This window comes from Mesorhizobium sp. M7A.F.Ca.AU.002.02.1.1, assembly GCF_003998535.1.
Lineage (GTDB): Bacteria > Pseudomonadota > Alphaproteobacteria > Rhizobiales > Rhizobiaceae > Mesorhizobium > Mesorhizobium ciceri.
In genome coordinates this window covers 19,982-29,818 of sequence record NZ_RZPB01000007.1, presented here as the reverse complement: position 1 = coordinate 29,818, position 9,837 = coordinate 19,982, and the positions used below count along the sequence as shown (strand labels likewise).

Sequence of the window (9,837 nt, the reverse complement as noted above, 5' to 3'; positions counted from 1 at the left end):
ACGAAACCTCGATGAAGGGCGCCAAGGGCCTGCTGATCTCGATCACGGGCGGCCGCGACCTGACGCTGTTCGAAGTCGACGAAGCGGCGACCCGTATCCGCGAGGAAGTCGACCAGGACGCCAACATCATCCTGGGCGCCACTTTCGACGAGGAACTCGAAGGCGTCATCCGCGTCTCGGTGGTTGCCACCGGCATCGACAAATCGGCGGCTGAAATCGCCGCTGCGCCGATCTCGATCCGCACGGCGCCTCCGAAGCCGGTCAGCCGCCCGGCGGCTCAGATCGCGGAGGCTCGCCCGGCGCCTGTTCAGCAGGCGGCCTACGAGCCACGCGCTGTCGACCCTGTCGCCGAAGCCATCCAACTGGCCGAAGCCAATGCCGCGGCGATGGCGCAGGCGCGCCCGGCTCCTGTCGCTCACGCAGAAGATTTCCGCCCACAGAGCAAGATCTTCCAGGCGCCGCCAGCACAGCCGATGCCGCAGCCGGTGGTCCAGCAGATGCAGCCGGCCCCGCAGCCGCGCGAGATGCTGCGCGAAGCCCCGCAGCCTGTTGCCATGGCACCTCAGCGTATGCCGCGCGTCGAGGACTTTCCGCCGGTCGTCAAGGCCGAGGTGGATGCCAAGAGCCGCCCGGTGGACCACGAGAACAACAGCGGACCGATGGGCCTGCTGAAGCGCCTGACCAACGGACTGACCCGCCGCGAGGAAGAACCCGCAAGGCTGCAGCCGGCGCAGCTTGGGCTCACGCGGCTGCGCCGGCTGCAGCCGCGTGAGCCCAAGCTGCGCCAGGCGGCGCCCGAAGTGCGCCGCCTCGCCAGCCAGGATGCGCAGCTCTATGCGCCGCGCCGTGGCCAACTCGACGATCAGGGCCGCCTGACGCCGCAGGTGAGGACGACTCAGGAAGACGATCAGCTGGAGATTCCGGCGTTCCTGCGCCGCCAGGCCAACTGATTGGTAAACGGACTGTAACATTTGTTAACAGGCAAGCGAGGAATCGCTTGCCTGTTAACGTTTTAAATGATGTGATTTCAATAACTTACAAAGTCGCACCCATTCCAGTTCGCGGTTACACAGAGTAAGAAACCGTGATTTGGAGTCTCCCTGACGGGACATTATCTTCGCTGCCTACCATCATCGGTTTGCCGGGATTTCGGGGGAAGTCGCCCTGCCAACCGATTCACACAAGAGCCGCGCCCTCGGGCTGGAGAAGCGGACCTAGGCATTACGGGCTTATGGGGATTGTCTTGCACGACTATCAGACGACATTGAAGACGCGCGCGTCGCTTACCGGCACCGGCGTCCACAGCGGCAAGGAAGTGTCCATCAGCTTCATGCCGGCGGATGCCGACACCGGCATCGTTTTCCAGCTTTTCAACGGTGCCGAGCAGGGCCGCGAGTTTCGTGCCCTGGTTTCGGAAGTCGGCGCCACCGACCTGTGCACCATGCTTGGTGATCCCGCCGGCGAGCATATCGCCACGGTCGAGCACATCATGGCGGCGCTGTTTGGGCTCGGCATCGACAATGTCGCTGTCGAGATCGACGGTTCCGAGGTTCCGATCTTCGATGGCAGCGCCATGGCGTTCGTCGAAGCCATCGACCAGGCGGGCATCGAGACGCTTTCGGTCAAGCGCCGCTATATCAGGGTCATCAAGCCGGTCCGCATCGAGAACGGCGCCTCGTGGGCGGAGTTTCGGCCCTATGACGGAACCCGTTTCGAGATCGAGATCGACTTCGAAAGCCCGGCGATCGGCCGTCAGCTGTTTGCCTCCGACCTCAATGCCGATATTTTCCGTCGCGACATCGCGCGCGCCCGCACCTTCGGCTTCATGAAGGATGTCGAGCGGCTGTGGGCTGCAGGCTATGCGCTCGGCTCCTCGCTGGAGAATTCGCTGGTGATCGGCGACGACAACCGCGTCATCAACATGGGCGGCCTGCGCTATCCCAACGAATTCGTGCGCCATAAAACGCTGGACGCCATGGGCGACCTGGCGCTGGCCGGCGCCCGTTTCATCGGCTGCTTCCGCTCCTATCGCGGCGGCCACAGGATGAATGCCGCGGCCCTGCGCCGCCTGCTGTCGGATCGCACGGCGTTCGAGATCGTCGAGACGACGCGCCGGGAGCGTGGCCGCAGCGCCGAGATGAACGCCGTCAACGCGCCGCTCTACGCGCCCTGGATGATCTGATTTTCCCAGGTTTTTCGGGTTCCATGGGGAATTGCGCGTGTTGCAGGAATGCACCACCCGCCAGTGAAATTGCATTGATGTCCAAGCTGCGTCCGGCCGCCACAAAAATGTGCGATTGGCCGGAGATAGCGTTGCCGGGCAAGGCGGTTATGGTTTATGGCTGCTGCCGTCGATTAGTGCATGTCGTTCAAAAGTGGGGACCAGTTTTGAAACAATGGCATGCAACTGGCATTGAAATAGCGCCGAAAGGGCGAGATCCAATCATGTTCTTCAAGCGAGTTGGTCAATTGAAAGCACCGCAGAGGGCCGTTTTCCTGGCGCTTTCAGTAGTTGTTCCATCGCTCTTCCTGTCGGCCTGCATGTCGTCGGAGAAAGATATCGACCTGTCGACCTATGTCGACCAGACCGAACCGGCCGATGTTCTCTACAATCAGGGCCTTGCCAATCTCAATGCCGGACGCCTGCAGGAGGCGAGCCGCAAGTTCGACGCCGTCGACCGCCAGCACCCCTATTCGGAATGGGCTCGCAAATCGATGGTGATGGGCGCTTTCGCCGATTATCGCCAGGGCAATTACGACGAGGCGATCGGCTCGGCCAAGCGCTACCTCACGCTCTATCCATCGACCGATGACGCCGCCTATGCGCAGTACATCATCGGCTTGAGCTATTACCGCCAGATCAAGGACGTGACGCAGGACCAGAAGGAAGCGCGCCAAACCGTTCAGACAATGCAGGATCTGGTGACGCGCTGGCCGACATCGGAATATGTCGACGACGCCAAGGAAAAGATCCGCTTCGCCAACGATCAGTTGGCCGGCAAGGAAATGCAGATCGGCCGCTACTATCTCGAGCGCCGGGAATACATCGCCGCCGTCAAGCGCTTCCGCACCGTGGTCGAGAATTATTCCAACACGCGCCATGTCGAGGAGGCGCTCGCCCGCCTGACCGAAAGCTATTACGCGATGGGTCTGACTTCGGAGGCGCAGACGGCCGCCGCCGTGCTCGGCACCAACTATCCCGACAGCTCGTGGTACAAGGATTCCTACAAGCTGTTGCAAAGCAATGGGCTTGCACCGCGCGAAAATGCCGGATCGTGGATATCCAAGGCCGGGAAATTGATCACCGGGGCTTGACCCCCCAAGCAGACGTCGCGGGCTTCGCCAACGCGCCGTCTGCCTGATTTCGTTGTTTGTCGCAGGTTCTTGTCGCAAAACCGCGGAACACTTTTGCGGAACCTGCTTGGAGCATCGGATCGAAGCGTACGCAGCGCTTTTTTCGGATTGATCCGGTGCTCAAACAAAAAGATAGTGCGCCGCTGCGACTGCAAATGGTCGCGTGCCGTCCTAGATTCGGGTTCTGATGCTCTCCAGACTGTCGATCCGCGATATCGTCCTGATCGAGAAGCTGGATATCGACTTCCAGCCGGGTCTTTCGGTGCTGACCGGCGAAACCGGTGCCGGCAAGTCCATCCTGCTCGATGCCCTGTCGCTGGCGCTTGGTGCGCGCGGTGACGCGTCGCTGGTGCGCCATGGCGCGGCGCAAGGCCAGGTTATCGCCGTCTTCGACGTGCCGCGCAATCATCCGGCCCGTGCGCTGCTAGCCGACAATGCCATCGAGGATGACGGCGACATCATCCTGCGCCGCCTTCAGACCGCGGACGGCCGTACCCGTGTCTTCGTCAACGATCAGCCTTCGAGCGTCACCTTGATGCGCGATGTCGGGCGCGCGTTGGTCGAGATCCACGGCCAGCACGATGAACGTGCTCTGGTCGATCCCGGCGCTCACCGCGAGGTGCTCGATGCTTTCGGCGGCCATCTCGGCGCCGTTCGCTCGACTGGCGAGGCATGGCGGCATTGGCGCGCCTGCGAGCAGGAGTTGTCGCGCCACCGTGCCAAGGTGGCGGCGGCGGCGCGCGAGGCCGACTATCTGCGTGCGGCGGTGGCGGAATTGACAAAGCTCGATCCGCAGCCGGGTGAGGAGACCGATCTTGCCGAACTGCGCGCGTCGATGATGCGGGCCGAGAAGATCGCGTCCGAAATCCATGACGCGCAGGATGTGCTGTCCGGCCCGTCGTCGCCCTTGCCGCAACTGGCCAGCCTGCTGAGGCGGCTGCAACGCAAGGTGACGGAGGCGCCAGGCCTGCTCGACGACGTGGTCAAGTCGCTCGACGAGGCGATGCTGTCGCTCGACGCGGCCCAATCGGGCGTCGAGGCCGCACTGCGCGCCACCGAATATGATCCGCAGCGGCTGGAGAAAGCGGAGGAGCGGCTGTTCTCGTTGCGCGCGGCCTCACGCAAGCACAGCGTCGCCGTCGACGATTTGGCGCAACTGCGCGACACGATGTCGGCCGATCTCGCCGACCTCGACGCCGGCGAGGAACGCCTGCACGGGCTGGAAAAGCAGGCCGCCGCGGCACGCGAGACGTATGACATCGCAGCCGCACAGCTGTCCTCGCTTCGTCATGCGGCGGCGGTCGGCCTGACCAAGGCGGTCATGGCGGAACTGCCGGCCCTGAAGCTCGAACGCGCGGCCTTCATCGTGGAAATGAAGAGCGATGCCGAGAGCCGCATGGAAGAGGGCATTGACCAGATCGAATTCTGGGTGCGCACCAATCCAGGCACGCGGCCCGGGCCGATGATGAAGGTGGCCTCCGGCGGCGAGCTTTCGCGCTTCCTTCTGGCGCTGAAGGTGGCGCTGGCCGACCGTGGCTCGGCGCCGACGCTGGTTTTCGATGAAATCGACACCGGCGTGGGCGGCGCTGTCGCCGACGCCATCGGCCAAAGGCTGGCGCGGCTGTCGAAGCGCGTGCAGGTGCTGTCGGTGACGCACGCGCCACAGGTGGCGGCGCGCGCGGCGACGCATTTCCTGATCTCCAAATCCGGCACCACCGACCGTGTCGCGACCGGCATTGCCGAGATGGACCGGCCGGCGCGGCAAGAGGAGATCGCGCGCATGCTGGCCGGCGCCACGATCACCGACGAGGCCCGCGCCGCCGCCGAGCGACTGCTGCGCGAGAACATCGCGGCGTCCTGATGGCGCATGGTTCGGCAGTGGATCGAAGCAAAGGAAGCCGAGAAGCCAACGGTTCGCGGGCCGTATAAGAAACACTCAGCGGCTTAGGAGAATCCGATGGATTTGGAAGAGGAAACTGTCGAATTGACAAAACTTCTCTCAGGAAAAATGGTGATCCACGTTTGGCGGTTTCGTGCGGCAGAAGTACTGATTGAATTCACAGATGGAACCCGACTGTTCGTCGATGCACGGTCCGACGCGATTGAGTGCTCAGTGACCGATGGGATTTCAGACTGACCCACCACCTACGGTTCGCCGACCAGTGAAAATCCGGGCTTTGCAACAGAGTCAGCATATGGCTCCATCCCGCTGTTTCGGCGTGGTTTTGTCAGAATTCAGCTCCCTTCCATCCGAATCCTGATCTATTGTCCCGGGCCAACAGCAGCCAGGTGCAAAACCATGTCCGAAAAACCAGTCGATGCCCTGACCGAAAGCGAGGCCGAAGCCGAGCTGAAGCGTCTGGCGGAAGTGATCGCCGAGCACGACCGGCGCTACCATACCGAAGACGCGCCTATTATCACCGACGCGGAATACGATGCGCTGGCACGGCGCAACCTTGCCATCGAGGAGCGCTTTCCAGCGCTGGTGCGCGAGGATTCGCCATCGCTCAGGGTCGGTGCGGCACCCGCGGAAGGCTTTACCAAGGTGCGCCATGCGGTGCCGATGCTCAGCCTTGCCAAGGCTTATACCGACGATGACGTCGCCGATTTCATCGAACGCGGCCGGCGGTTCTTCGATCGCGACAAGGAGCTCGACATCGCCTTCACGGCCGAGCCGAAGATCGACGGGCTTTCGGCTTCGCTGCGTTACGAAAACGGTGTGTTCATGCAGGGCGCAACGCGTGGCAACGGCGCCGTCGGCGAAGACATCACCGCCAATTTGAAGACGATTGCCGATATTCCAGCGAGGCTGAAAGGTTCGGACTGGCCCGAAACCATTGAGATCCGTGGCGAGGTCTACATGACCTATGCGGAATTCGAGGCGTTGAAGCAGCGGTCGGCGGCGGTCGGCGGCCAGGACTACGTCAATCCGCGCAACACGGCGGCCGGTTCGCTGCGCCAGAAGGATCCGTCCGTTACCGCCAGCCGCAACCTCAAATTCTTTGCCTATGCCTGGGGCTATACGACAGCGGATCCGGCTCCGACCCAATATGATTCGGTGCAGAAATTCGCCGAGTGGGGGTTCAAGATCAGTCCGCTGATGGTGCGGGCGAAATCGGCCGACGAGTTGATCGCGCATTATCATCGGATCGAGGAGCAACGTTCGGCACTTGGCTATGATATCGACGGCGTCGTCTACAAGGTCGACCAGCTGGAATTGCAGCGCCGATGGGGGTTCGTCACCGGTGAGCCGCGCTGGGCCGTCGCGCACAAATTTCCGGCCGAACAGGCGATGACGACTGTGCAGAAGATCGACATCCAGGTTGGCCGTACCGGCACGCTGGCGCCGGTCGCGCGGCTGGCGCCGGTCACTGTCGGTGGCGTCGTGGTCGAGAATGTCACGCTGCACAATGAGGACTACATCAAGGGCCTGGACAGCACCGGCCAGCCGATCCGCGACGGCATCGACGTGCGCATCGGCGATACGGTGGTGATCCAGCGGGCAGGCGATGTCATTCCGCAGATCGTCAGTGTCGTCATCGACAAGCGGCCGGCCGATGCCGTGCCATACGAATTCCCGCATACCTGTCCGATCTGCGGCTCGCCGGCGACGCGCGAGATCAACGAGAAGACCGGCAAGGAAGATTCCCGCCGCCGCTGCACCGGCGAGCTGATCTGCCCGGCGCAGGCGGTGGAAGGATTGCGCCACTTCGTGTCGCGCGGTGCCCTGGACATCGAGGGGCTGGGGGCCGAGAACATAGATACGTTCTTCAATGCGGGATTGATCAAGACCGCCGCCGATATCTTCACGCTCAAGGATCGCCGTCCGGCCGTCACCAGGGCGCTGGCCGAGCGCCGCGAGGAGCAGGCCAGGCAGCGCGAGGCCGCATCGGGCAAGACACGCAAGAATGTGCGCAGCGTCGAGGATCGCAACTATGAAAGCCTCGACAAGCTGTTCGCGGCCATCGACTCGCGCCGCGAGCCGGAACTCGACCGTTTCATCTTCGCGCTCGGCATCCGCCATATCGGCGAAACGACGGCGGCCGTGCTTGCCCGCACCTTCTCGACCATCGAGGAGCTGATCCGCGTCGGCAAGGAGACAGCGGCCGCGGAGGATCCACATACTGTCTTCCCATCGGTCAACGGCATCGGCGATACGGTGATCGATGCGCTGCGCGGCTTCTTCGGCAATGAGCGCAACGACGACGTGCTTGAGAAGCTGCTCGAGCAGGTCAAGCCGAAGCCGTATGTCGTCACCGTCTCGGCCGACAGTGAGGTCGCCGGCAAGACGGTCGTGTTCACCGGCTCGCTGGAGAAGATGACGCGCTCCGAAGCCAAGGCCATGGCGGAGCGCCTCGGCGCCAAGGTCGCGGGCTCGGTTTCGGCGAAGACGGATCTGGTGGTCGCCGGGCCGGGCGCCGGCTCCAAACTCAAGCTTGCCAGTGAGCTCGGCATCGAGGTGATCGACGAGGATGCCTGGCTGGCGCGGATCGGCAAGGCGTGATGGAAGGCGCATTCAAGGGGTTCGGCCCAAAGGCCATTCCGTTCCTGAAGGCTCTGGATTTCCACCAGAACCGGGAATGGTTCCTGGAGAATCGCGACCTGTTCGAAAAGGAATTGCGCGATCCCTTCGGCGATCTGGTCGACACGCTGACCGAGCGCTTCGCAAAGGCAGGGCTCGGCCTGCGCGGCGACCGCAAGAAGTCGCTGTTCCGGATCAATCGCGACGTGCGCTTCGCCAAGGACAAGCGGCCCTACAACAGGCATTTGTCGGCCATCCTGTCGCCCGACGGCACCAAGATGGAGCAGGGCGTGTTCTACGTGCATGTCGGGCTTGAGCGCTGCTTCGCCGACATTGCGTGGTGGCAGCCGGAGCCGGCGCTGCTGCTGGCGATGCGCAAGGCCATCGCGGCAAAGCCGGGCGAATTCCAAAAGATGGTTGCGGCGTTGAAGAAAAATAGCCTCGAACTCGAGACCGAAGGCCGTATGAAGCGCACCCCACGCGGCTTCGAGCATATCAGCGATGCCGACCTGGCCGCCGCCATCCGCAACCGGCATTTTGTCGTCCAGCATGTCATCGATCCGGCGGGAATCCACACGGCTGATCTGGTCGACGAACTCGTCGATTTCACCTTGCGCGCCAAGCCGCTGCTCGACTGGGGCAGGGCGATCGAGGGCAAGATCCCGAAGGAATAAGCGTCTAACTCAGCCGATCCCGCGATCATTTCCGCTGATCGTTTGGCTCAAGCGAATTCGTGTGACACGGCAAGCCGCGCCACCTACATACCGCGCTTCCCTTGTTGTTGTGCATGTCGTTATCCCCCTTTTGGGCGACATGCATCAGGAGTGGTTGATGGCGACGGACGTAATTTCCGAGAGCGGCGACAGAAGCGATTTCTGGCAAGGCGTGCGGCTGTCGATGCCTGTGGTGGTGGCCTCGGCGCCCTTTGCGGTGCTGTTCGGCGCGCTCGCCGTGGACAATGGCTTCTCGGTCCTGGAAGCCTTTCTGATGAGTGCGCTGGTCTATGGCGGCGCCAGCCAGATGGTCGGCATCCAGCTGTTCGGCCAGCATGTGGCGCCGTGGCTGATCGTCCTGTCGATCTTCGCCGTCAATTTCCGCCACGTGCTCTATTCCGCCGGCATCGGCCGGCGCATCGCGCACTGGCCCCTCATCCAGCAGGCGCTTGGTTATTTCATCCTGACCGATCCGCAATTCGCGGTGGCCGAAGCGCGGGCGCAATCGGGCCGGACGGTCGGCTTTGCCTGGTATCTGGGACTTGGCTTGCCTGTCTATCTGTTCTGGATCCTCGAAAGCGCGCTTGGCGCGCTGTTCGGCAAGCTGATCCCCGACACGCACGCGCTGGGCATCGATTTCCTGCTGCCGATCTATTTCCTCGGTCTCGTGCTGGGCTTCCGCAAGCGGCCTCTGTGGCTGCCGGTGGTCATTGCCAGCGCTGCCGCCTCCATCATCGCCTACAAGACCGTGGGCTCGCCCTGGCATGTCTCGATTGGCGCTGTTGCCGGTGTGCTGCTGGCGGTCATCCTGCCTCCCCACCATAGCGGCGTAAAGGCACGGCCATGAGCACGACCTTCTGGATCATTATCGCCGGCGCAATCGCGACCTATCTGACGCGCATCGGCGGGCACCTGGTGATATCGCGCTTCGATACCATCCATCCCCGCGTCGAGGCCGGCCTCAATGCCGTGCCGGCGGCGGTGCTGACGACGCTGGTAGCGCCCGAGCTGTTGAACGCCGGCCCGGCGGAATGGGCCGCACTGGTGGTCACCGCCGTGGTTTCGCTGCGCGGTGGGTTGATGGCGATGTTTTTGGCGGGCGCGGCGGTATTGATCGTGGCGCGGCAGTTCGTCGGGTAGGGCGTATCGATATTCAGGTGATGACGGCCTGCAAACGGCGGCTTCCTGCGCTTCCCCGTTCTACCGCGTCGCGGTAGAACTGAGCTCACGTACCCAAAAGTACGCTTC

8 protein-coding genes and 1 pseudogene are annotated in these 9,837 nt (G+C 62.9%); all 9 read left to right on the top strand.

Going from position 1 to position 9,837, the window contains the following annotated elements; genetic code table 11:
- Positions 1-950 (top strand): annotated as a pseudogene (locus EN879_RS01325) (cell division protein FtsZ); the annotation flags it as partial.
- A 281-nt stretch (positions 951-1,231) separates the two neighbouring features.
- Positions 1,232-2,182 (top strand): UDP-3-O-acyl-N-acetylglucosamine deacetylase, encoded by a 951-nt coding sequence (gene lpxC, locus EN879_RS01320; RefSeq protein ID WP_013530964.1) that lies wholly within the window; start codon positions 1,232-1,234, stop codon positions 2,180-2,182.
- 263 nt (positions 2,183-2,445) lie between these two features.
- Complete coding sequence (locus EN879_RS01315; RefSeq protein ID WP_063168306.1) at positions 2,446-3,315, top strand: outer membrane protein assembly factor BamD; 870 nt, start codon at positions 2,446-2,448, stop codon at positions 3,313-3,315.
- Positions 3,316-3,541: 226 nt separating this feature from the next.
- Positions 3,542-5,215, top strand: coding sequence for a DNA repair protein RecN (gene recN, locus EN879_RS01310; protein ID WP_063168305.1), 1,674 nt, complete (start codon positions 3,542-3,544; stop codon positions 5,213-5,215).
- A 96-nt stretch (positions 5,216-5,311) separates the two neighbouring features.
- A complete protein-coding gene (locus tag EN879_RS01305) occupies positions 5,312-5,491 on the top strand; it encodes a hypothetical protein (RefSeq protein ID WP_063168304.1) in 180 nt (59 codons plus the stop codon).
- 162 nt (positions 5,492-5,653) lie between these two features.
- Positions 5,654-7,858 carry an NAD-dependent DNA ligase LigA gene (ligA, locus tag EN879_RS01300; RefSeq protein WP_063168303.1) on the top strand — a complete coding sequence of 735 codons (2,205 nt, stop codon included), beginning with the start codon at positions 5,654-5,656 and terminating at the stop codon, positions 7,856-7,858.
- Positions 7,858-8,550 (top strand): TIGR02453 family protein, encoded by a 693-nt coding sequence (locus EN879_RS01295; protein ID WP_063168302.1) that lies wholly within the window; start codon positions 7,858-7,860, stop codon positions 8,548-8,550. Before ligA ends, EN879_RS01295 begins: the two co-directional genes overlap by 1 nt.
- A gap of 157 nt (positions 8,551-8,707) precedes the next feature.
- Entirely contained in the window at positions 8,708-9,436 is a 729-nt protein-coding gene (locus tag EN879_RS01290; protein WP_063168301.1) for an AzlC family ABC transporter permease, read from the top strand.
- Entirely contained in the window at positions 9,433-9,729 is a 297-nt protein-coding gene (locus tag EN879_RS01285; protein WP_013530970.1) for an AzlD family protein, read from the top strand. The genes EN879_RS01290 and EN879_RS01285 overlap by 4 nt, the downstream gene beginning before the upstream one ends.
- The last annotated feature ends 108 nt before the right edge of the window (positions 9,730-9,837 follow it).